We start from the raw sequence: 21,956 nt of genomic DNA on the forward strand, positions 1-21,956 counted from the left end.
TTTAAAACCAAAGGGGTGGAGGTGGATGAATATTTCTGCCTCTAATCATTTGGAAAAAAAGGAGAATAAAATTTTATGGCTATTTTATCAACCGGACCGATTGAGAATAATCCGGTCAGTGGTGTAAGGCCAACGCAGCAACTGACAATTAAAATGGATAATCGAGATTTAATAAATAGTGCCGATATCTTGATTCAAGGATATTATCTAGACGGAGCCCGAATGTTGTACGTACACGAACTCATTAATGTGAATCCAAATGAAGTGATAACGAAGAATTATGATGGGAACTTTAATGCTTTTGAATTTGTCTTTACAACGAGCGGTTTAGCAGAAGATCAGACGGGAATCTCGGTTTGGGGAAAAAATGTAGAAGGGCAACTTGTAATTCCCCATCGCATTGTATCTTCAGAATTGCTAGGCGCAAATGAAGTAACAGGACCCCCAGGAACAACGGGAGCTACAGGAGCCATAGGAGCCATAGGAGCCACTGGGGCTACAGGATTTACAGGACCCACTGGGGCTACAGGAGTCACAGGAGCGACGGGAGCCCCAGGTACGATTGAGCCTAATGCGACCATCGTGGGAGTAGGACCCAATGTTAGCTCTCAATTTAACGAATTAAGAACCAACGAAAAAACGCCGATTATTGAGTTGACTTCTGTATATGGCTTATCCAACCTAAGAGACATTGTTTTAACATTGGGCGATGCTACAGTCGGAAGTAATAATACGGAATTTCAATTAACTACAACTATATCCGGATCTGACATTGCTATCCTTCAAAGCTCGGAGAGAGGAAGGTATGAATCAGGCTTAGCGGGAGAAATAGGAATTGGTACTCGTTTACCAGCTCCACCGACAGGGACCCAAGTGGTCAGATGGGGCGCTTTTGACGATCAGAACGGCTTATTCTTTGGACAGAGCGTAGCGAATGGAATATTTGTAGCGATCAGAAGAGCAAGTGTTGATACTATTATTCCTCAAACATCTTGGAATGTGGATAAATTAGATGGAACAGGTCCGAGTGGCGCGACGCTTAGTTTATCTAAAGGGAATATATTTCAAATCGTATTTACATGGTATGGGTATGGAGTAATCGAATTTAGAGTTGTCATCCCTGATCCTTCAACTTTAGCACAAGAAGTAATTATCGTTCATCGCTTTTCCCCCAATGGGCAAACCAGTCTGGCCGATCCCAATCTTCCTCTACGTGCGGAAATCTTTAATAATGGCACAGAATCAGAACTCAATTTATTCGTTGGAGGAAGACAATACAGTGTATTGGGTAAATATAATCCCGTTTTCAGGGTTACCTCCGAAAGGAGAACAGTAACTGCAACAGGGTCACTCACACCAATTTTGTCTTTCCAGAGAAAGACATCCTTCCCGCCAGGTTCAGGTAGGGCAAATTCAGTGAGTGTCAAATTAGAAAGTATTGATCTTATAACTACAGATGATATTTATTATCAGATCATATTAGGCGGAACGATTAATGGAGGCTTCGTAAACTTTCCAACAGCAACGACTAATATTCCAACTTCGGAAACAGCTCTTCTAATTAACAACACACTAACGACAATAGCGGATGGTCAAGTCCTATTACAAGGCTTAGTAGCCGGAGTTGCGGGAAGTGTCAGAATAGCAGCTTCTTCTTCATTATTGGATTTCCAATTACCTGACTCTGAAATTGTGACTTTAGCCGTAGCGAATTTAAGCGGGGGGACTAATCCTGTTACCGCCACCTTCAGTCTTACTGAAGAATGGTAAAAAGTAATAGGAGAAGGAGGGGATTCACTTTTCCCTTCCTGCGAAGGAGGAACTATCTTGTCGGATATTATAATCTCAAATGTGTGTCCCAATATAAGTTCGCAATTCGATGAGCTGATTGTATCGAAAAAAACCCCAATTGTGGAGTTAACATCTGCATATGGTCTATCCATTCTAAGAGATTCCGTTACAACCACTGCGGATGGTGCGGTTACCAATGATGCAACGGAATTTAATCTAAGCATTACCACTAACGGAACGGATTCGGCCATTCTAGAAAGTGTATTACGAGGTAGATACGAACCAGGATTTGCTGGCGAAGCTGGTATTGGCGTTCGAATACCTTTACTGCCGATAGGCAATCAGATTGGAAGATGGGGATTCTTTGACGATCAAAACGGGGCTTTTTTTGGAGTGAATAGCACAAATGTATTCGTGGTCATACGGCGAGGAGGCTCCGATACAACCATTCCTCAAAGTTCATGGAATGTAGACCGATTGGATGGTACTGGATCAAGCGGGGCGGCACTTAATCTATCTAAAGGGAATATATTTCAAATCGTATTTACTTGGTATGGATATGGAGTAATCGAATTTAGAGTGGTCATTCCTAATCCGTCGACTTTAGCGCAAGAGGTAATTACCGTCCACCGATTCTCCCCAACAGGTCAAACGAGTTTTATTGACCCCAATCTTCCCATAAGAGCACAAATTGATAATAACGGAACTGCCGAAACCTATACCCTTTTTGTTGGAGGAAGACAATATAGTATTATCGGAAAATATGATCCTACCTTTAGAGTCACTTCGGAGAGGAGAAGAATTACTAGTCTTACATCAACACTAACGCCCGTCCTTTCATTTACAAGAAAAACAATCTTCCCTTCGGGATCCGCTAGAACAAATTCTGTTCAGGTGGATCTAGAAGAAATAAACATTATTTCATCGGTAGATCTTAACTATCAAGTGCTTGTAGGCGGAACTTTAAATGGATCATTTGTTAATTACCCCACAGCTACAACAATCATTCCCGATAGCGAAACAGCTTTGTTGGTAAACAACTCTTCTACGACGATTACTGGGGGTGAAGTGGTTTTTCAAGGAGTTACAGGAGGTGGAACAGGCGGTACCAGGATATTAGCTTCTTCACAACTATTAGATTTCACGCTTCCTGAAAATCAGGTCGTAACATTAGCTGTATCAAATATTGGTGGGGCAGGCTCGAATATAGTTGATGTGGTATTTAGTGTCGCTGAGAGCTGGTAAAACCTCAGGTCATAATGATACACAATAGATGTTGGGAAGGGGTAAGAGAGAATGATTTTATCCACCGGACCGATAGAAAATAATCCTGCAGATAATGTAAGACCGACACAACAGTTGACGATCAAAATAGATAATCGCAACTTAGTCGATGGCTCGAATATCCTGATTCAAGGTTATTATTTGAATGGAACAAGAACACTATATGTACTTGAGTTAGTTTCTATAAATCCTAATCAAGTTCTAACCAAAAATTATTATGCAGACTTTAATTCTTTTGAATTCGTCTTTACAACAAGCGGTTTAGCAGAACAACAAGTTCAAATTTCAGTTTGGGGTAAGGATGCCGCTGGACAACTTGTCTCAGCGCATCGCTTAGTATCTTCTGAACAACATGACGAAACATAAGAAGCAAGATAAACGGCGGGCTTGAATTAAATAAAACAAACTCGTCAAAGCACTTTAGAAGAGAAATGAAGAGGATGGTGGATGTGTCTTTTGGCTCAGGGGATGATAACTGCCAAAAACCAATCTTCCGAAAAACACGACAATGGATAAAATCAGTACAAAAATAAAAAAAGGACCGTAAGTGTTCATCTTCCATCGATGAATGCTTTCGGTCCTTCTATGTTTATCCTGCACTAATGAATGACGGGATCGGTTTCCGCCTCTCTATGTTAACGTCTTCGGAAGGCTCCGCCGCGTGCCAGAGCGAAAAAGATGAGCAGGGCAATAATCGAGCCAACAATGGCGGGAATAATATGAAATCCGCCAATCACCGGCCCCCTTGGTCCCAGCAATTCCGTTCCTAACCAGGAACCGATAAAACCCGCGATAATGTTCCCAAGTACACCGCCCGGTACGTCCCGCCCAATTAAGTTGCCGCTTAACCAGCCAATAAGTCCACCAACAATGAGTACCCAGAGCAGATCCATGGATTGTTCTCCTTTCTTCGGGTTTATTACAAGTTATGTTGGGTTCGTTGGAATATACCTTATCTTCCTGATGGTGGAGGAATCTAAAGCGCCTGTGCTAAGATGGGTTAATAATTGATTAAAGCTGGTGAAAACAAGGCTAGATAGGGGTGTACAGTTGAAGAAAATCCTAGTCATTGATGATGAAATTGCAATTCGAGATTTAATTGAGCTGGTGCTAAGGCGAGAGAACTACGATGTGCAGACTGCAGAGGACGGCAGAAAGGGCTTGCAGCTGCTCGACTCTTTTCAACCCGATTTAGTCGTACTTGATCTGATGCTGCCAGACTGCTCCGGATATGACTTGTGTAAGGAAATTACCGGAAAGCGTGCCATTCCTGTGATCATGCTCTCTGCCAAAAATGAGGTGATCGACAAGGTGTTGGGACTAGAGCTAGGGGCGGAAGATTACATGACCAAACCCTTTGACAATCGTGAATTGCTCGCTCGGATCAAGGTCATTCTGAGAAGAAACGAGAGCAAGGAAGAATCAAGTGAAGGAACAGAAGTGAAATCTACACGCATCATTCATGAAGAACTGACATTTGATCTGGAAAGCCGCAGGGTGCTAAAAAACGATGTACCCGTGTCTTTAACGGCCAAAGAGTTTAAAATTCTGGAAACGTTACTCAAAAGGCCAGACAAGATCTTTACTCGGGATGAGCTGCTGCAGATCGGATGGGGATATGACTTTATGGGAGACAGTCGCAGTGTGGATATGACCATCATGCGGTTACGGAAGAAGCTGGAGGATAACGCGGACGAACCGAAGTATGTCCGGACGATCTATGGATTTGGCTATCAACTTGGAGGTGGCGAGGCCTGAAGTATGCAACCCGGTTACTGCTGAATTATTTATTTTTCTCCGTGCTGTCCTTTGGCATCATCATTTTTGCGGTGAATAAAGCCATCGATTACTACAGCTTCATTACCATTGAGAAACAGATGATGGAGAAGGCGGATCTGTCCGAGTTGTCCTTCCGTGAGGTGTTATCACAGCATAGGTCATCCTCAGGAGAGCCCCAGACCAAGGAAATTGTCAGACTTGCTCTAGAGAAGCTGAAAGCTTCAGGCAAAGAAGTACGTATCTATGACAGCTCCAAGCAGTTGCTAGGCTTAGCTGTGGATGGCATCATCATTAATGATGGCAAACCGCTTATTTTCGAAAAAAATATTGAGAAAGCCCTGAGCGGCAGTTATGCCTACACCGTAACGGAAGATCAGCTGCTTTATTTTGCGACGCCCATTCAGGATCAATTCTACGAAAACGCTTATGTGTATGAGTTCGTGGAGGACATTTCCTACTTTTATGCGATCATGGATCAAATCCGTTATATCCTGTTTGTCGGTGCAGGCGGATTTATTGTGCTGATTACGTTATCCAGCCTGTGGATTGCCCGCAACACAACCAAGCCGATTAAGCAGTTGCTTGGCGCTGCGCAAAGTTTCTCCAGACAGGAGTTTCGGAGAGTTCATCTCAATCGGAAGGATGAGTTGGGCATGCTGGCAGATGGGCTGGATTCCATGGGGCGGCAGCTTCATGATTACATTCAGTACCAGAAACAATTTGTCTCCAACGTATCTCACGAGTTAAAAACACCCTTGGCAGCCATTCGTGGTTTCTCTCAATACTTGGTTGAAGGGGAGACTGAGAACAAGGAGCTGCAAAAAATATATGCTCATCTGCTGCAGGAATCGGATCGGCTGACACGTTTGATTAATGAACTGTTGTTGTTATCCCGATTCGACAAGGCTGGTTCTAACGAACTGGAACTTGAGAAGACGGAAATGAACGAACTGATTCAGCAAGTCGTAATGAATATGGGAGCCAAGGCTAAGGATAAAGAGATCGAGATCAGAGTCAGTCAAGCGGAGGAAGAACCGGATGATGAGGGTACGACAAGAGTTTACGCCAACGTAAATCCAATGCTGATGTCTCATGCGATTGCCAATCTTGTGGATAATGCCATCAAATATTCCGGCAGTCCATCGCTGATCGAATTGAATTTGGAATATACGCCAAGCGAGGTAGTTATACGGATACGTGATCAAGGTATCGGCATCTCGGGCGAGGAGCTGGAACGAGTGCAGGAACGCTTTTACCGAGCGAGAAATGCTAGCACAGCAAACGGCTCAGGTCTTGGGCTTTCCATTTGCAAAGAGATTGTAGAGCGGTTTAATGGATATATCGACATCGAAAGTCAAATCGGGGAAGGAACGACCGTTACCATTGTGTTGCCCCGTGCGGAAACACAATGGTAAATAATTAACGTTACAAGATTGGTACATTTCTGTTATGAGACTAACAAATGTTTTATTTATAATCACTTCATAAGAACAAATCACACATTTATGGAGGGATCATGATGAAATTGATAAACAAAGCAACAGGTGTTATCGTACTAGGTGCTCTACTAACGGTGGCATTAGCGGGCTGTCAGTCCAATGATGCTACGCCCCCAGCAACCGGACAGAACACAGCGAATGAACAGAGCAAAGGCGAAGGAGCAACAAATGCTAATGCGCCTGCTTCCGAAACTTCTGAAGAAAAGGGTAGTGAAGCTATTAAGGAAGGTTCGATGGAGAAGGAAGGCAATGTGGTGCTGAAGGAACTTGCTTTTGTCTATAATGAGCACACTATTGCGATTTCGGATACAACGAATGAAGATCAGATGGAACAGATGCTGGGCAAACCGGATAATCTGAAATCTCATACGTACAGCGCCGACGATGGAACAAACATGGATACGTTAATCGGTTTTACAGAAAAGGTCTATACGTATCCTGGTCTGGAGATTAAAACAATCAGTATACCAGAGGGAAAACAAGACTCCATCTTTCATATCGAAATCACAGATCCCAAGTACGCGACAGTGCGAAACATTAAAGCAGGAGATAGTCTGGATACACTCAAAAACGCCTACCCTGAGGGGAAACTACTTGGTGATGGAGCCCCTGATGAGGAAGATGACTTCCGTTACGAGCCATCCAATTATGTGGATGTGATGTCGTTCCATATCAAGGATGGCAAGGTGGAGAGCATTCAGATCTACAGCCTTCTGGACTAATATTTAGGAATCGATGTTGGTAAGCCATTCATACGATTCACCTTTTATACCTGAATAAAAATGAAAAGTTAACCCTCATACTCCTGAAAAGGAGCATTGAGGGTTAACGTAGTTTTAGGACTTTTAAATTAAGCGCTGCTTGGGCAAATGCAGAATAACGTTGAATTGATCACCATGAATTTCGATTTTGATCTCCCCGCCGTGCAGCTCAACGATACTTTTCACAATGGACAGCCCTAGGCCGGAGCCTTCTGTCTGGCGGGATTCATCTGCTCTTTTGAAACGCTCGAACAACTCTTCCGCAGCAAAATCAATCTCATAAGCAGCAGTATTTTGAATTTTGAATAGCACCAGATCATCAGACTCATCCAAATAAATATAGATTCTGGTTCCCGGAAGCGAATATTTCTGCGCGTTTCCAATTAAATTTTCGAATACACGCCAAATTTTATTGCCGTCCAAATGTGCATGGATCGGGAATTTCGCAATCCTCTCCCGAATCACAAGCGACGCTTGTCCCATACTGGTGTTGGACTCGGCAATTGCCTGTGTCAACAATGTCGCGACATCGACGTACTCAATATCCAGCTCTACTGTACCGCTGGCCATCTTTGAGATTTCGAACAGGTCTTCAATCAACAGCTTCATCCGTAGCGCCTTCCGGTCCAAGGTTTCAATATAGGATCGGGTGGTCTCTGTAGACAGATCTTCTTTTTTTAATAAATCAACATAGTTGATAATAGAAGTAAGTGGGGTCTTCAAATCATGTGATACGTTGGTAATCAGCTCTGTTTTTAACCGTTCGCTCTTCATCTGATTCTCCAGCGCGCTTTGATACCCGGCTTTCATATTGTTAATATAGCCAGCAAGCTTGGATAGATCATCCTTGCCGGTATCCTGAATTGTGTTCTGAATGTTCCCTTCGGCAATCTCTTTGCTCCCGTTGATAATGGCGATGAATCTTCTAAGCTTGGAAAGTATATATGGAACCAAGAACAACACGTAGAGTAACAAATAAAGTAGAAGCCACCCCTGTCCGTAATATGTGACTGCCTGCCAAATACAAATGCCGGCTATCGCGGTTAGCAAAAGCATCATGATGAGGCCAAACGTTAGTCTCCCGTTTTGTAAACTGGCTCTAAGACCGGTTCTCCAAATATGAAAGTAATCCATCAGCAGACTGCCATGCCAGAAGGAACGACTACTATGGGGTGCCTTAAAATAAAGAAACAGTCTGCTTGCCAGCAGGCAAAGAATAATAATGGCAAGCAGTGCCTGGATGTAACTTGAAGTTGAATAGCTCAGACTCAACCCCGTGTATGAATACCTGTTTATGAGTACGAGGCTCCATAAAATCGCGGCGACAATGATGACAATAAGGTCAATTGGAACCTTCCGATCGGCTTTATTTTTTCTCGATTTTGTATCCAATTCCCCATACCACCTTTAAATATTTTGGGTCTTTGGGATTGATTTCAATTTTTTCACGAATGTTTCTCACATGTACGGCAACCGTATTCTCTGAAGTGAAGATCAGTTCATTCCACACGCGCTCATAAATCTCTTCGATTGAGAAAACCCTACCCTTGTTCTCCATCAGCAGCTCCAAAATTTTGTATTCTTTCGGGGTCAATCTGACGTCCTCTCCATCTATCTCAACAGTCTTCGAGCTTTTGTTCAGCACGAGTCCTCTTACTTGAATGAGCTCATCCCCGTTTGACTGGAAGGAACCTAAATTCGTAAACCGGCGCAGCTGAGATCGGACTCTAGCGATCAGCTCTAGAGGATTGAACGGCTTCGTAATATAGTCATCAGCCCCAACGTTGAGTCCCAAAATCTTGTCGCTATCTTCTGACTTGGCGGAAAGCATAATGATCGGTATATTTTTGTTTTCACGAATTTTAAATGTCGTTTTAATTCCATCGAGCTGTGGCATCATGTTGTCCATGATAATAAGATGAATGGTTTCTTGTTCAAGAATTTCCAGCGCCTCCAATCCGTTAGAGGCAGTTAATACATCCACATCTTCGCTTTTCAAATAAATAACGAGCGCTTCTCGAATTTCCGGTTCATCGTCTACAACAAGAATGTTATTTATAGCCATTAATTCTCACCTTCATCACGATATTTCTTATATTTACTAATCCGGAACACATGTATTCCGAAAATTCAACATGGCCGGTGGGAGCGTCTGCAAGCATCAGCTCCTCTGGTGATTTTTCCTGATCCGTGTAAAATCCATGCACCCCGAACCTGGACAGAATCTGCATAACCGGTCTGCTGTTGACGGTGTGAACATAGCTTTTTACCCCAAACTTATGTAGTGTTGGAACTAAATTGGGGTTTAGATACACACGGTATACAGGCATGGCGACCGCTGTCAGTTGTTTGTCCCTTACGAATTCTACAATACTTTCGGCGGAGGCGCCAGTTTTGTAAAGTGAATATATTTTGTTTGGAAAGGGGTGGATTCCCATAACCGTGTCATACATTTCCGGGCTGAAAATTTCAGGTATAATCCGGTTGAGCAGTGCAGGATCCGTACGTCGAACCTCATTGACTAGATGCGCAAACTGCTGCTGAATTTGCTCTTTGCTGCCTGCTTTCGTATCCACAATTAAGTCAAAATCAGGATATTGCTTCATCATCTGCAGTATGTCCGGCAGGGTAAGAGGGCGGAATCTTCCCATAATAAGCGAGTTTGCAAACTGAAGCTTTGTTACGTTTCGTCCGCGATGAGTGGCCAAATCCGGCTGTAGCTTCTGCGACCAATCATGTCTGGCTACAAGTTTCCCGTCCGTCGTCTGCACAAGATCAACCTCGAACAAACGGTACCCTCTATTGTAATTGGTTATAAATGCCTCATAAGAATTGGTGTAGCTAGCACCGTTAACTCCACCAAATGCATGTGCAATAAGCCTATTTTCCTGCCAGCCGCTGGTGCCAGCTGTAGATTCCAGCTGATTCTGACCTGTCCTAACAAGCCCCCAGTTGCACCAGATCATTCCTGCCGTAATGACTATGAGTAAGGTTAACATCATCGTTTTCTTCATTCGTTGTGCTCCTTCGTTATCCCGATGTAAGACATACTACAGGACGCAAATGAAGAAGGAGTGGTATAAAAACGAAGGAATTTATGAAGTTTGTATACATTGAAATCCATATAAAAAGAATCCCCGTATATGTAAAGTGTCGTTAGACAAAAACATAGTCCCATTGTAGTCGCTATTATAGCGGATTTTTCACACGCAGTATTGGGTATGAAACGTGAGAGGAAATAGGAACAATATATTTTTAACATGGCGAGTACGAGACTAAGATACTTCTTAGCATGCAATGGGACCAGTTGTAGCTGTTGAAACGGGGGAAATTGTGGTATCTATCATTTCGAAAGACCAGCTTTATTAAGTTTAGTCCTTATTTATACTAAAACCTCCACTGTAGTGGAGGTTGAGTGATCACACATGAATTTTTGTTTAGGTTAATTCGTCCCCATTGGTTTCGATTACTTTTTTATACCAGTTAAACTTTTCTTTCTTGTTCTATTCAATGTTCCTTTTCCTTCGTTATTCCGATCATCGTTGGAAGGAAGCTTCCTGAGTAGTCGTATAATAACCCAATGAAAGTAGGTCCAACTGCACCAAAGTTTGATGTGATGGGAGTAAGTTCGCAGCGAATGAAGCCGTAGACACGATCTCGTCAAGCTTACAGACGGTTTCCGCATACATTATGCTCGGAGCTGACTTAACATTCCAAAGAGCATTAGAACGTATTGAATATAAATGTCCTTACCAGAATAAAAGTTGTCGTGGGACAAGAACTTGTACCGATTGACGGAATGGATAATAACATAGTCCCATCACCCGGCATAACATCAAAGTCAAATCACGCCACAGGTCTGCCCTAGCTAGAATACTCCGGCGAGTACTAACCTCCAAGCCTGGTTACACCACAACTAACAGTACGATAATTCCGAGAAAAATCAGCCAGCATACTGGGTGACCGAAATTTAATCCCCAGCCGACTCCAAACCTTTTCTCGACGATTAGGTTTGAATCCTTGCGATTGAAATAAATCATACCTAATAGCCATTTATCATCATCATGGACAGGTCTAGAATTGGAGCGATCTGCCGATTGCTCCAATCGGCTTCCGGCCTGACCAGCCCAGAACGATAAGGCTAAGGCGTATAGGATGATAAAGGCTATTATGATTAGGACAATGGGAATAGCGAAATTGATGTTAAGCAGAGATATCATATTTAGTTGCACGACGGACAACAGGATAACTACTAAGAAGCTTGCTGTAATCATAAAACCTGACCAAGTACGGCGGAAAGTTATGTCTTGTCTGATGGAACGGTTCGGATCAGTGGGTTGAACCTGCTGCTTCACTCTGCGAATACTCCAATTCTCAAATATGAACACAAGTATTAAGAACACTTGCATTATCGTAGGCATAAACACAGAACTATAAGATTTAGCTGCATAGCCGTCTACGTTCCAACTGCTGTTGTAATGGATCGGAATCTGGTCAGGAATTAGTTCGTAGTTGAGTAGCACAGTTACAATACCAACAACAATAATGAAAACATGGATGAGGAACCACTTACTAGACAAGCTAATGTTTCTTTTCCGAAAACCAGTGTCCACTGCTATGATCGATAGTTCCAGAGCAATTGGCAGCATAGGTAGTAAACTTTTCATTTTGAAATGATAGCTAATGTTTATGACTAGGGAGATTACGGCCATGGCGAGTGAATAAGCGACAATGATCCAACTTTGTTGCTTGGAATGTTCATCACCGTATATTAGGCAGATGATACAAACAATGAATAGGATGGTATGCAACGTAGCACTAATCCTAGCATATGACTTCCGCATCTGGCGCAGAGGTTCGCTGTGAAATTGTACAGCGCTGACGGTGACCCCAAAACTAATCGTCTCTCTTGTTAAATAAGGCATGCTTACCATGAGTACAATGGTAGGTACAAATACCAAGATCATTACTATAACAGGCAATATCGTCATATCTTTCGCCTCCTCTTATACATAAGTATGTATTCGAAAACTCTATATCCTTTAGAGCATATGCGATGCATCACAATGTCTTTTTGCGTATGTTTATCGTTTTAACTTAGGGTGGGTAATCGACTTAATATAAATTAATTATAATTGATTTTATTGACTACATGGGTGAAATTAACATTTGTCAGACCTTTTTGCTACGCAGCGATACTCATCTGACAACTGAATTATGGCAAGTCCATCTGTTTGAAATGCTGTGTAGGTAAAGGGCAGTAAAGTTTAGTTATAATCAACTTTTATCACCATAAGATAAAGTTCACTTGGTAAAATTGTGAATTCAAACTCACATTAACTGGAGTGGATACTATGCTTTCTGAAGAAGATTATGCGAAGGTGGCGAAAGAAGCTTTACATCAATACCCAATCTAATGGGAAAAACTTGTGTATCTCGGAAAGAGTGATAATGTTACATTTCAAGTTCAGACCAACAATAATCTTCAAAAGTTTCTTATCAAAATCCATATCTCAACAATTTCCATTCAATCAAAAGGGAATATCACATCAGAGCTTATTTGGCTTGAAGCTTTGGTTAAAGATACAAATCTCGTCGTACCTGTACCTGTTAGAAACCTTCAAGGTGATCTGGTAACAGAAATCTCAACTGATCTTAGCGAAAATACAATCATGGTGACTATTCATCATTGGATTCATGGAAGCGTACTTCAAAGAGAGCCAACAAGTAATGAAAATGAAAATTTAGCTCTCTTAATGGCGGCTCACTTAATCAATTAAAACGGTTAGTAAATTTAGAGCTTATCTCAAGTGAAGTGTTTGTTCATGTGGAAGAGTCAGCACATAAAATAGCAAATGTGATACAAAATCATAAACGTTTGCCAAGTAACTGGGGAATTATTCATTCTGACCTTCATGAGAGTAACTATGTTTTTTATGAGGATACTCCTCAACCTATAGATTTTTCGAATTGTGGCTATGGCTTTTATTTATTTTATTTCATCGTATAGCAAAGTAAATCAACTGGAAGAGAATTATGTCTAGTTATTAGAAGCATTTTTTAATTAGGACTTTCGCATTCCATTCTCTAAATCCAAATGAACAACAATCCTTAGCGGCAAATTTTCCAACAGTTATTGAAAACTATTTTAGGATATTTTAGGAAATATCTTAAAGGAGAAATTTTTTTGTTAAACTAAGGAGTAGGTTAGTGTAATTTCCCGTTTTAGATAACGTTATAATATAAACAGAGTTCAAGACATGAATACAATAAATGGAGGGGTAGGATTGAACAAGTATGTGTTACATATAGTTGCAAGTGTAGTTTGCATATTGTTACCTGCTGTTGGTCTCTTATATGTTTTGTGGGATAGCCACCAACCCAAAATAGGACCTGTAGGAGACGGAAAACCAAATTATCCTTCAATATCTCAATGGATATCTATTAGCTCTTCTTTTATTCTTGGAGTAGTTAATTTACCTCTTTCCATAATTCGATATAGACAAAAGGCTAAAGAAGATATTAAAAGTTAATGCTTTATTGAGCTAACGTAGAAACTATAATTGAATAAACGACGAAAATGAAGCTGCCTGTGTTAGACCGGCTGCTTCATTACGTTAACGAGCAGGATAGATGAATTTTGTGAATATACGCCAGGTATGCGAACGATAAATAAATAAGTTTAACTTTTAAGATTAAAGACATGCTACAGTCTTCAGAATCGCAGAATTCGTCAAAGGAAGTAAGATCGCAGAAAAAAGAGGTCGAACCCGCCCGGATTTTATGGCTATCAGCCCTTCGATGGTGAAGTGCCTTCATGCACAAGATACGATCATAATCCATTAAACCGGAAGGAATATCTCTTACATGTCTTGAATCACGATAAATCTGAATTAAAGCTGGAGGCGAATGAGATGCTGGAATTAGAGTTTACGACTATAGAGGAGTGGGATGAAGCATTGTGGGCGCGGATGGAGCGCATCTATCATGAGGCTTTTCAAAGCGGCGCTAAGACAAAAGCGATTCTGCGCAGTATGCTGGACCGGAAGATTGGTTATTTACACACGGGCGTGCATCATGGAGAAGTGGTTGCGATGGCTGTTACTGGACTGGAGGGAAAGGTTGCGGACCGCATCCTGATCATCGATTACCTCGCGGTTGAACAGAAGATGCGTGGGTGGGGCATAGGGACCTGGATGCTTGAGCAGCTCAGAGCCTGGGCGTTAAGGGAACACCGGATTAAAGGTATGATTATCGAGGCGGAGTTCGGGACAACAGAGGCTCATCAGGAACGCATACAGTTCTGGCAACGCAACGGGTTCATCCTGACCTCCTATGTCCATCAATATAGAATGGTGCCAGAGCCGTATCAGGCAATGATGCTGCCACTGGATACAAGTACGCATGTGCCTGATGATGGTGAAGCACTGTTTCGTTATATTAATGCTTTTCACAAGGTTGCTTACCGGAAGAGTTAGACCGCATTCAATGGAGTTGTGGAAATGAATGGGGATAAACATTCTCTTTTGTGTTTAGTTTAATGTAAGGACTATTAAAAACGGACATATGAAGAACCAGTCTTCACACTTTTGGGAGGATCGGTGCTGATGTAAAATGATCAATTCTTGACTGCATGGTCAATAACTGATACATTAATCCCATGAGCAGACCAAGAGAATTTGATGTCGATCGTGTATTACACCAGTCTATGGAAGTGTTCTGGAATCAAGGCTTCAAAGCAACTTCTTATGAGGACCTTACGCGTACTACAGGAGTCAAAAAGCAAAGTTTGTACTGTGTTTTTAAAGACAAGCGATCGTTGTTCCTGAAGGCGCTGGCACTTTACCGTGAACAGGTTATAGCGAAACTGAAAGAGATTGAAGCCCTGGATTCGTCTCCCGTTGATAAACTGGATACCTTACGATATTCCCTTTTAGACGATGAAACTAGCTGCCAAGGGTGTCTAATTGTGAATGCATCACTCGAATTCGGAACAGATGACGAGCAGGTCACACGCGAAACTGAGCTCATGGCTGAAGAGATTCAACTGGTATTAGAGAAGATCATAAGTAGTGGCCAGAATCAACAGTTAATTTCCAACCGGTATACGAGTATAGAGCTTGCATCTTATCTAAATAACACCATTCTTGGTGTGAGAGTTATGGAGAAATCAGGTTCATCCCGTGCACAGATCGAGACGGTTCTGCGTACTTCATTTGGCATGATCATGTCTTGATCTTTTTTTTGTGGAATTCTTGACTACGAAGTCAAAAATAATTGAAGGCGGATTAATACACCACGAAACCTTGAAGGAGGTGGGGCTTTTCGTTAAAAATCGTGTATTGATTCATTTGGAAATAACGTCTAGCTGTTAACCAGGCTGGTTGCTGTTTAACATCTCCTAGGTCAATTTATATAAAACGAAATATGTGGAGGTTATTATGAATTATTCTCAATCCGTAGAAGCATTGTTCCAACCTATAGAGTTAGGTCACTTGAAGTTATCCAATCGAATCGTGATGGCGCCGATGACGCGTCAATTTTCTCCAGACGGTATCCCGGGTTCGAATGTTGCGGGCTATTACCGCCGCAGAGCAGAGAACGCAGTGGGGCTTATAGTGACAGAAGGGACAATAATTAATCATCCGGATGCATCCAATCAAGCCAATGTGCCGCACTTTTATGGCGAAGCTGCAATGAATGGTTGGGCACATGTTGTATCCGAAGTACATGAAGCTGGCGGTCGAATTATTCCACAGATCTGGCATATGGGAGCCAAAGGTCATGTTAATGATTATTCGGAAGCTGAGATTGCTACAATCGTTCAGGAATTCGCACAAGCAGCCTCAGAAGCGAAACGCGTTGGGTTCGATGGTGTTGAAATCCATGGAGCACACGGCTATCTGATCGACCAATTCCTGTATGAGAAAACCAACTCTCGTACGGATCGTTATGGTGGAGATATGATGGCTCGCACACGTTTTGCAGTTGAAGTGATTGAGGCTTGCCGTAAAGTAGTGGGATCGGAATTCCCTATTGTACTGCGGTTGTCTCAGTGGAAGACAGATGATTATCAGGCTAAATTAGCTGAAACACCGGAATTACTGGAGCAGCTTCTCGCACCGTTGGTTCAAGCTGGAGTCGATATCTTCCACTGTTCCACACGCCGTTTCTGGGAGCCGGAATTCGAAGGGTCTGATCTGAATTTTGCTGGTTGGACCAAAAAACTGACTGGTAAACCGACAATCACCGTTGGATCGATTGGTCTTGATGGTGACTTTACAAGTCTGTTCACAGAAGGTACAGGCGCAAGTAACGTCGGTATCGAGGGATTGGTACAACGACTTCAGAATGATGAGTTTGATCTGGTTGCTGTAGGCCGTGCTCTTCTAGTCGACCCTGAATGGGTTAAGAAAATTCAAGAAGGACGTACTGATGATCTGGTTCCATTCACAAGAGAGGCGATGACTGTACTTACTTAATTGTAGTTATAATCATTAGGAATATGTTTTAATCAAACACACCTTCAAGATCATCTTGGAGGTGTGTTTGTAATGGCAACCAGAGTGAGTTATCCGGTGGAATTAAAGATGAAAGACATAGAGATGAGACTGGCAGAGGATGCAAAAGAAACATCGGAATAAGATCCTCAACTTCATTATTGCTGGTTCCTTAATTTCTACATCATCACTCAACAACACCACTGCTTGGGGGGAGCTCTCCCTCCGAAAGATCAACGCTTCTCTTCACTGAATTCCCAATGCAAGTGACGATCTATTCATTAGTGCTAAGTGACAACAAGTGTTTTAGATTGTCATCTATAAATTGATTATCGGCACTGTTGATTCCACGACCGGCAAAATGGCCCCAGATCGATTGGATTGGTTTCAAGACAGCATTAGGTATACGCTTAGCTTCATATTCATTATCGGCCGCTGTGCAGAAGAGATCCGTGCTTCCCGGCATGATACAAGCATAAGCTTTTATGCTCTGAAGTGCTTTATCAAAGTCTCCGTTATAGGAGGGGTTTGCACTGATATCTGCATGTTGTCCTGTCCATAACATGGCCAGAACATTATGCGGATCCATATTCATAAAGCTATTTTCCCAAACACCAGCTACAAAATCCTCCAATGTGTCAAATCCCATCTTACGGTAAAGCTCTTCTCTATAAAATGCATGTGATAGTCCCCATCCCGCATACACCCGACCAACGGCACGCATGTCTGTAGAACTTAGTTGGTTTAATTTACTTGAGTCGAAGCCGACTGCGGATAGCAGTGAAGCTTTCACGCCTTCCAGGACCACAAATGTGTGAGGCCAAGGTTTGGCGATGCCTCCGAAAGGTGCGATTCGTTCAACCATCTCCGGGTAACTTGCCCCCCATTGAAATGCCTGAATGCCGCCCATCGACCACCCGACGACGAGAGCAATCTTTTCAATACCAAATTTTTCGGTCAGCAGTTGGTGCTGGAAACGTACGTTGTCATAGATGGTTACCTGTGGAAAGTTAGCGCGATCGAATGGAGGAGGCGTGTTACTGGGAGAGGAAGAGAGTCCATTGCCCAGCAAATTGGGAACGATAATAAAATATTTCTCTGGATCCAGTGCCATCCCGCTGCCAATGAGCCATTCATTCTGAACATGCTGATCTCCAAAAGCCGTTGGATAGACAATAACATTATCTTTCTGTTCATTTAATTTTCCGTAAGTTTGATAAGCGAGATAAGCGTTTGGTAACGTCACTCCTGATTGTAAGAGTACATCACCCAAATTAAAAATTTCATAATCCATCGTATAATTGCTCCCTTCAAAATGAAAAACCACATGTTCACTGTGATCTCTTGTACTCAGTATAGAGCTGTGATACTCTCAATAAAAGTGAATAGAATTCAAGATAGTATTCAATAAAATTGAAAGATGAAGGAGGGATCATTGGATGGAATTGCGTCAACTGAATACGTTTTGTACGGTTGCAAAAACATTGAATTTCACGCGGGCAGCAGAAGTGCTGAGCTACGTTCCTTCCAACGTCACGATGCAAATTAAAGCATTGGAAGATGAGCTAGGTGTTCGCCTCTTTGATCGGTTGGGCAAGCAACTCGCGCTCACAACTGCGGGTAAACGCTTTTTAACACACGCCCAAGGCGTTCTCGAAAAAATGGACGAGGCTCGTAGTGCTGTCCATGATAATGAAAAACTAAGTGGTACCTTAACGATAAGTGCGAATGAGGTTATTTGCTCCTATCGGCTTCCACCTGTCTTCCAACGGTTTCGTTCGCAGCATCCGGGAGTTCGCTTAATTTTCCGCTCAGTTCCGAATCAAGAGCTCAAGCAAACGCTCTTTGAGGGAACCACGGATATTGTTTATATGTTGGATGAACCCATTCGCTCGAGTGGACTTTCCGTGGAACCTTTGCTGGAAGAACATTTCCGATTGTTAGCTGCTCCAGATCATCCACTCGCCAAACGAACTGTGCTGCAATTGGAAGATTTTCATGATGAAGTGTTCCTGACAAATGAGAAGGGTTGTCCATATCGAACGATGTTTGATCGGTCATTTGAGAAAGAGGGCATTGATAGCATTACATATTTAGAGTTTCAAAGTGCTGAAGCCATTAAACAATGTGCAATTTCAGGAATCGGTATTGCCTTTCTTCCTGAGATCGTCGCGGAATCTGAAGTTGAACGTGGAGAACTTGTTGTCCTCCCCTGGAAAATTCCGGACTTGCAGGTATATACACAGATGTTGTGGCATAAAGACAAGTGGCTTTCACCAATGATGTTATCTTTTATAGAAGCAACCAGGGTAGTGTTTGGTTCACAGAGTGAGAATAAAACAGGATAACTTATGTACGAGACATCAAACTGTTGAGCACAGTAAAATGCTGTTGAAAGTGAGGAGACATTATTTATGATTCCATTAGTATATGACCAGATTAACCATTGGGGAAAAGACGATGAATTTTTCCTTTCATTATTAAAGAGATTACAAGTAGAATCTATAGCTGACCTGGGCTGTGGAACAGGAAGATGGACTACTCATCTTGTTCAGTGCGGTTATAAAATTACCGCTATAGATCCCAATGAAGAAGCGATTGAAATAGCGAAAAGTAAAGATAATTCTGAAAGTGTGGAATGGATTATAGGTGATAGTGCGGATTTACAAACCAATACCTATGATGCGGTAATTATGACAGCGAATGTTGCACAGGTATTTCTTACAGATGACAGCTGGAAACGAGTAATCTCAGACGTATTCCGATCCCTAAAAATCGGGGGTCACTTTATTTTTGATACAAGAAACCCTTTGGTAAAAGTATGGAAAGAATGGGAGAAGGACAAAACTCCTGACTTAGCTAAAGATAGACTAAGCGGAGATCCTTTAGAAATTTATACAGAATATGAAGGGTTTGAGGGAGATATTTACACTTTCTATGAAATTGTAAAAAATACTAAAACAGACAAAGTGTTAGTTCATGAAAAAATGCAGCTGAGGTTTCGAAATCAAGAAGAATTCAATGAGTCGCTGAAACAAATCGGTTTTTCAAAAATTAAAACATATGGTGATTGGGAATTTAAACAAGCAAATTCTGAGAATAGATCGTTTATTTTTCATTGTGTAAAATAGCAGTTAGTAAAAAAATGTCGATGGACCAGAACAGATTGAACACAATTCTTTTTCTAAAATAACTACAAACATTGTTTCATTCAAATCCATTCAATGAAATTTGTTCATATATGATGAACTGGAGTATGATGGGGGAAGGCGATGCTGATAATTACCATATAATCAATGCCAAGTATAGAGTGTAATTTGATATCGGTCTAAAGCTTTTGGACCCGGCTATACAACACCATACTTCCTTGAAGGGGGACATCTGTTTTGGATGAGCAGTTTCTAGATTTATTGGCCGAGAAATATGATACGGAAGAAAAAATTATAACAGAGATCATCAACCTTGAAGCGATCTCCAATCTCCCGAAGGGAACCGAGCATTTTGTCAGTGATTTGCATGGGGAGTTCCAGGCTTTTCAGCATGTACTACGAAACGGTTCGGGTACCGTCAAAGAGAAAATCAAAGAATTATTCCGAGAGGTTTGGACGGATCAAGAAATCAATGATTTTGCGGCGTTAGTTTATTACCCGGAAGAAAAAATACAGCTGGTTATAGGGGAACTGAGCAATAAACAGGCTTTGAACCAGTGGTATAGACTAACAATTGAACACATGCTTAAGCTTATTTCTTATGCCTCTTCCAAGTATACACGCTCAAAATTGCGTAAAGCGCTGCCAGAGCAATATGTATATATTGTAGAAGAGCTTTTATACAAGACGGATTCGACCAACAATAAGGATCCTTATTACGAGGAAATATATCGGCAAATTATATCCTTGGGCCAGGCGGACAATCTCATTATCGGCCTTGCTTATACGACACAGCGCCTGGTGGTTGACCATCTTCATGTGGTTGGAGATATCTATGACCGGGGGCCGTACCCCGATAAAATTATGGATACGCTGATCAACTACCATTCTGTAGACATACAGTGGGGGAACCATGATGTCCTCTGGATCGGAGCCTACGCAGGTTCTCTGGTCTGCCTTGCGAATATTATTCGAATCTGCGCCAGATACGATAATCTGGACATCATTGAAGATGTATACGGAATCAATCTGCGCCCACTGCTAAACCTGGCGGAGAAATATTACGAAGACAATCCGTCCTTCAGACCTAAGTTACAGGCTGGACATAATGTATCGGAGCAGGAAATTCTGCAGATCACCAAAATTCACCAAGCCATTGCCATGATTCAGTTTAAACTTGAAAGCCCGATTATCAAGAGACGCCCATACTTTAATATGTCTGAAAGACTTTTGCTGGAGCAGATTGATTACGACAACAATGAAATCAACATCTGCGGTAAAACGTACCTGCTGGAAAACACCTGTTTTGCAACCGTAAATCCGCAGAAACCTGAACAATTGCTGGAGGAAGAACGCCAGGTGATGGAAAAGCTGCTGTTCTCCGTTCAGCATTCCGAAAAGATGGCCAGACATATGAATTTTCTCATGAAAAAGGGCAGCCTTTATTTAAAATACAACGGGAATTTGTTAATCCACGGCTGTATTCCTTTGGATGAAGAAGGAAATATGGAAGAAATGCAGATTGAAGACAAGACATATGCGGGCCGTCAATTGCTTGATGTTTTTGAAGATTATTTACGTTACGCCTTTGCGCATCCGGAAGAGACAGAAGATCTGGCGACGGATATGGTATGGTACATCTGGACAGGAGAATGTTCCTCGCTCTTTGGAAAGAGAGAAATGACCACTTTTGAACGGTATTTTATCCAAGATAAAGAAGCACATAAAGAGAGAAAGAATCCTTACTACCATTTACGTGAAAATGAAGATATCTGTCGAATAATCTTGCAGGAGTTTGATTTGAATCCAGATCATGGACATGTCATTAACGGGCACACGCCAGTCAAAGAAATTAGTGGAGAGAGCCCTGTTAAAGCAAACGGAAAAATGATCGTGATTGACGGCGGTTTTTCCAAAGCCTATCAATCCACAACGGGCATTGCCGGATATACCTTGTTGTACAATTCCTTTGGCATGCAGCTCGTCGCCCACAAGAAATTTAATTCAAAAGAAGATGTGTTATGTAACGGAACGGACGTGTTATCTCTAAAAAGATTGGTGGACAAAGAACTGGCGCGGAAGCTGGTGAGGGAAACCAATGTCGGAGAAAAGCTGTTGCAGAAAATTTCAAATTTGAAGGATCTATTAGACTATCGCTACATGAAATGAAACGATTGCTAAAAGTACACATTC

20 protein-coding genes are annotated in these 21,956 nt (G+C 42.0%); 14 read left to right on the forward strand and 6 right to left on the reverse strand.

The genetic code is table 11. The features are described 5' to 3' along the window. The first annotated feature begins 75 nt into the window (after positions 1 to 75). The 3 genes from MHH92_RS15970 to MHH92_RS15980 are packed head-to-tail and all read left to right on the forward strand — an operon-like array spanning position 76 to position 3,441. On the forward strand, positions 76 to 1,770 hold the full coding sequence (locus MHH92_RS15970) for a collagen-like triple helix repeat-containing protein (RefSeq protein ID WP_340904821.1): 1,695 nt from the start codon (positions 76 to 78) through the stop codon (positions 1,768 to 1,770). A gap of 57 nt (positions 1,771 to 1,827) precedes the next feature. Beyond that, on the forward strand, positions 1,828 to 3,036 hold the full coding sequence (locus MHH92_RS15975; protein ID WP_340904822.1) for a hypothetical protein: 1,209 nt from the start codon (positions 1,828 to 1,830) through the stop codon (positions 3,034 to 3,036). Between the two features lie 51 nt (positions 3,037 to 3,087). Continuing rightward, a complete protein-coding gene (locus MHH92_RS15980) occupies positions 3,088 to 3,441 on the forward strand; it encodes a hypothetical protein (RefSeq protein WP_340904823.1) in 354 nt (117 codons plus the stop codon). A 269-nt stretch (positions 3,442 to 3,710) separates the two neighbouring features. Here MHH92_RS15980 and MHH92_RS15985 read toward each other — a convergent pair whose 3' ends face one another. Then, on the reverse strand, positions 3,711 to 3,968 hold the full coding sequence (locus MHH92_RS15985) for a GlsB/YeaQ/YmgE family stress response membrane protein (RefSeq protein WP_024630063.1): 258 nt from the start codon (positions 3,966 to 3,968) through the stop codon (positions 3,711 to 3,713). 157 nt (positions 3,969 to 4,125) lie between these two features. On the opposite strand from MHH92_RS15985, the gene MHH92_RS15990 reads away from it, so the two are divergent. From MHH92_RS15990 to MHH92_RS16000, 3 genes are all read left to right on the forward strand, one after another. Further along, positions 4,126 to 4,833, forward strand: a complete 708-nt coding sequence (locus MHH92_RS15990) for a response regulator transcription factor (protein ID WP_253508798.1) — start codon at positions 4,126 to 4,128, stop codon at positions 4,831 to 4,833. Positions 4,834 to 4,904: 71 nt separating this feature from the next. Then, positions 4,905 to 6,269, forward strand: a complete 1,365-nt coding sequence (locus MHH92_RS15995) for a sensor histidine kinase (RefSeq protein ID WP_340904831.1) — start codon at positions 4,905 to 4,907, stop codon at positions 6,267 to 6,269. Positions 6,270 to 6,370: 101 nt separating this feature from the next. Next, the gene (locus MHH92_RS16000; RefSeq protein WP_340904833.1) at positions 6,371 to 7,075 is read left to right on the forward strand and encodes a hypothetical protein; all 705 of its coding nucleotides are present in this window, start codon (positions 6,371 to 6,373) and stop codon (positions 7,073 to 7,075) included. Positions 7,076 to 7,198: 123 nt separating this feature from the next. Here the strand turns inward: MHH92_RS16000 and MHH92_RS16005 are convergent, their stop codons facing one another. The 4 genes from MHH92_RS16005 to MHH92_RS16020 all read right to left on the reverse strand — a co-directional run bounded on the left by MHH92_RS16005 (position 7,199) and on the right by MHH92_RS16020 (position 12,105). Further along, entirely contained in the window at positions 7,199 to 8,506 is a 1,308-nt protein-coding gene (locus MHH92_RS16005; RefSeq protein ID WP_340904835.1) for a sensor histidine kinase, read from the reverse strand. Further along, positions 8,481 to 9,179, reverse strand: coding sequence for a response regulator transcription factor (locus MHH92_RS16010; protein ID WP_036613934.1), 699 nt, complete (start codon positions 9,177 to 9,179; stop codon positions 8,481 to 8,483). The genes MHH92_RS16005 and MHH92_RS16010 overlap by 26 nt, the downstream gene beginning before the upstream one ends. Continuing rightward, the gene (locus tag MHH92_RS16015) at positions 9,166 to 10,128 is read right to left on the reverse strand and encodes a phosphatidylinositol-specific phospholipase C/glycerophosphodiester phosphodiesterase family protein (protein ID WP_340904837.1); all 963 of its coding nucleotides are present in this window, start codon (positions 10,126 to 10,128) and stop codon (positions 9,166 to 9,168) included. The genes MHH92_RS16010 and MHH92_RS16015 overlap by 14 nt, the downstream gene beginning before the upstream one ends. An 891-nt stretch (positions 10,129 to 11,019) precedes the next feature. Then, on the reverse strand, positions 11,020 to 12,105 hold the full coding sequence (locus tag MHH92_RS16020) for a DUF1648 domain-containing protein (RefSeq protein ID WP_340904840.1): 1,086 nt from the start codon (positions 12,103 to 12,105) through the stop codon (positions 11,020 to 11,022). A 438-nt stretch (positions 12,106 to 12,543) separates the two neighbouring features. Here MHH92_RS16020 and MHH92_RS16025 point away from each other — a divergent pair, with 438 nt between their 5' ends. From MHH92_RS16025 to MHH92_RS16045, 5 genes are all read left to right on the forward strand, one after another. Continuing rightward, positions 12,544 to 12,894, forward strand: a complete 351-nt coding sequence (locus MHH92_RS16025) for a hypothetical protein (RefSeq protein WP_340904842.1) — start codon at positions 12,544 to 12,546, stop codon at positions 12,892 to 12,894. Between the two features lie 507 nt (positions 12,895 to 13,401). Beyond that, the gene (locus MHH92_RS16030; RefSeq protein ID WP_076327461.1) at positions 13,402 to 13,647 is read left to right on the forward strand and encodes a hypothetical protein; all 246 of its coding nucleotides are present in this window, start codon (positions 13,402 to 13,404) and stop codon (positions 13,645 to 13,647) included. 381 nt (positions 13,648 to 14,028) lie between these two features. After that, complete coding sequence (locus MHH92_RS16035) at positions 14,029 to 14,592, forward strand: GNAT family N-acetyltransferase (RefSeq protein ID WP_047843200.1); 564 nt, start codon at positions 14,029 to 14,031, stop codon at positions 14,590 to 14,592. A gap of 182 nt (positions 14,593 to 14,774) precedes the next feature. Further along, entirely contained in the window at positions 14,775 to 15,350 is a 576-nt protein-coding gene (locus MHH92_RS16040) for a TetR/AcrR family transcriptional regulator (protein ID WP_340904845.1), read from the forward strand. Between the two features lie 205 nt (positions 15,351 to 15,555). After that, positions 15,556 to 16,596 (forward strand): NADH:flavin oxidoreductase, encoded by a 1,041-nt coding sequence (locus MHH92_RS16045; RefSeq protein ID WP_340904846.1) that lies wholly within the window; start codon positions 15,556 to 15,558, stop codon positions 16,594 to 16,596. A gap of 292 nt (positions 16,597 to 16,888) precedes the next feature. On the opposite strand, the gene MHH92_RS16050 is transcribed toward MHH92_RS16045, so the two are convergent. Next, the gene (locus MHH92_RS16050) at positions 16,889 to 17,908 is read right to left on the reverse strand and encodes an alpha/beta fold hydrolase (protein WP_340904848.1); all 1,020 of its coding nucleotides are present in this window, start codon (positions 17,906 to 17,908) and stop codon (positions 16,889 to 16,891) included. Positions 17,909 to 18,053: 145 nt separating this feature from the next. Here MHH92_RS16050 and MHH92_RS16055 point away from each other — a divergent pair, with 145 nt between their 5' ends. The 3 genes from MHH92_RS16055 (at position 18,054) to MHH92_RS16065 (ending at position 21,932) form a co-directional block, all read left to right on the forward strand. Beyond that, positions 18,054 to 18,962 carry a LysR family transcriptional regulator gene (locus MHH92_RS16055; protein WP_340904849.1) on the forward strand — a complete coding sequence of 303 codons (909 nt, stop codon included), beginning with the start codon at positions 18,054 to 18,056 and terminating at the stop codon, positions 18,960 to 18,962. Positions 18,963 to 19,028: 66 nt separating this feature from the next. Then, on the forward strand, positions 19,029 to 19,745 hold the full coding sequence (locus MHH92_RS16060) for a class I SAM-dependent methyltransferase (RefSeq protein ID WP_340904850.1): 717 nt from the start codon (positions 19,029 to 19,031) through the stop codon (positions 19,743 to 19,745). Between the two features lie 255 nt (positions 19,746 to 20,000). Next, a complete protein-coding gene (locus MHH92_RS16065) occupies positions 20,001 to 21,932 on the forward strand; it encodes a fructose-bisphosphatase class III (RefSeq protein WP_047843205.1) in 1,932 nt (643 codons plus the stop codon). Positions 21,933 to 21,956: the final 24 nt, after the last annotated feature.

This window comes from Paenibacillus sp. FSL M7-1414 (genome assembly GCF_038003195.1).
GTDB lineage: Bacteria > Bacillota > Bacilli > Paenibacillales > Paenibacillaceae > Paenibacillus > Paenibacillus amylolyticus.

What these genes read in the sequence shown, in the direction of transcription:
- MHH92_RS15970 (WP_340904821.1), top strand. Translation starts at nt 76, where the DNA reads ATGGCTATTTTATCAACCGGACCGATTGAGAATAATCCGGTCAGTGGT.
- MHH92_RS15980 (WP_340904823.1), top strand. Translation starts at nt 3,088, where the DNA reads ATGATTTTATCCACCGGACCGATAGAAAATAATCCTGCAGATAATGTA.
- MHH92_RS15985 (WP_024630063.1), bottom strand. Translation starts at nt 3,968, where the DNA reads ATGGATCTGCTCTGGGTACTCATTGTTGGTGGACTTATTGGCTGGTTA.
- MHH92_RS16000 (WP_340904833.1), top strand. Translation starts at nt 6,371, where the DNA reads ATGATGAAATTGATAAACAAAGCAACAGGTGTTATCGTACTAGGTGCT.
- MHH92_RS16010 (WP_036613934.1), bottom strand. Translation starts at nt 9,179, where the DNA reads ATGGCTATAAATAACATTCTTGTTGTAGACGATGAACCGGAAATTCGA.
- MHH92_RS16015 (WP_340904837.1), bottom strand. Translation starts at nt 10,128, where the DNA reads ATGAAGAAAACGATGATGTTAACCTTACTCATAGTCATTACGGCAGGA.
- MHH92_RS16020 (WP_340904840.1), bottom strand. Translation starts at nt 12,105, where the DNA reads ATGACGATATTGCCTGTTATAGTAATGATCTTGGTATTTGTACCTACC.
- MHH92_RS16035 (WP_047843200.1), top strand. Translation starts at nt 14,029, where the DNA reads ATGCTGGAATTAGAGTTTACGACTATAGAGGAGTGGGATGAAGCATTG.
- MHH92_RS16040 (WP_340904845.1), top strand. Translation starts at nt 14,775, where the DNA reads ATGAGCAGACCAAGAGAATTTGATGTCGATCGTGTATTACACCAGTCT.
- MHH92_RS16045 (WP_340904846.1), top strand. Translation starts at nt 15,556, where the DNA reads ATGAATTATTCTCAATCCGTAGAAGCATTGTTCCAACCTATAGAGTTA.
- MHH92_RS16050 (WP_340904848.1), bottom strand. Translation starts at nt 17,908, where the DNA reads ATGGATTATGAAATTTTTAATTTGGGTGATGTACTCTTACAATCAGGA.
- MHH92_RS16055 (WP_340904849.1), top strand. Translation starts at nt 18,054, where the DNA reads ATGGAATTGCGTCAACTGAATACGTTTTGTACGGTTGCAAAAACATTG.
- MHH92_RS16060 (WP_340904850.1), top strand. Translation starts at nt 19,029, where the DNA reads ATGATTCCATTAGTATATGACCAGATTAACCATTGGGGAAAAGACGAT.